Source organism: Halorubrum sp. SS7 (genome assembly GCF_005435055.1).
In the GTDB taxonomy this organism is placed as follows: Archaea; Halobacteriota; Halobacteria; order Halobacteriales; family Haloferacaceae; genus Halorubrum; species Halorubrum salinarum.
On the sequence record NZ_SGXV01000641.1, the window covers coordinates 1 to 232 of the forward strand.

The 232-nt window shown below is 65.1% G+C and carries 1 protein-coding gene; it reads right to left on the reverse strand.

Going from position 1 to position 232, the window contains the following annotated elements; genetic code table 11:
- A partial coding sequence (locus tag EXE44_RS19450) for an AAA family ATPase (protein ID WP_137718133.1) occupies positions 1–232 on the reverse strand: 232 nt, incomplete at both ends.

Genomic DNA, 232 nt, shown 5'->3' on the forward strand with positions numbered 1-232 from the left:
CTCTAAGAAGTTACCGCGCCAGTTGTCCTCGCCGTAGATCTCGCGGGCGATGGCGGTGGCGGCGGTTGTTTTCCCCACGCCCGCAGGGCCTGAAAAAAGAAGGTGCGGCACGTCGTCCTGCGCGATGTAGCTCTGGAGCCGCTCGACGATCTCCTCTTGGCCGTGGATGTCGTCGAGCGTCTGCGGCCGGTACTTCTCGATCCAGATCTCCCGGCCGGTCGCGGTCGCAGCC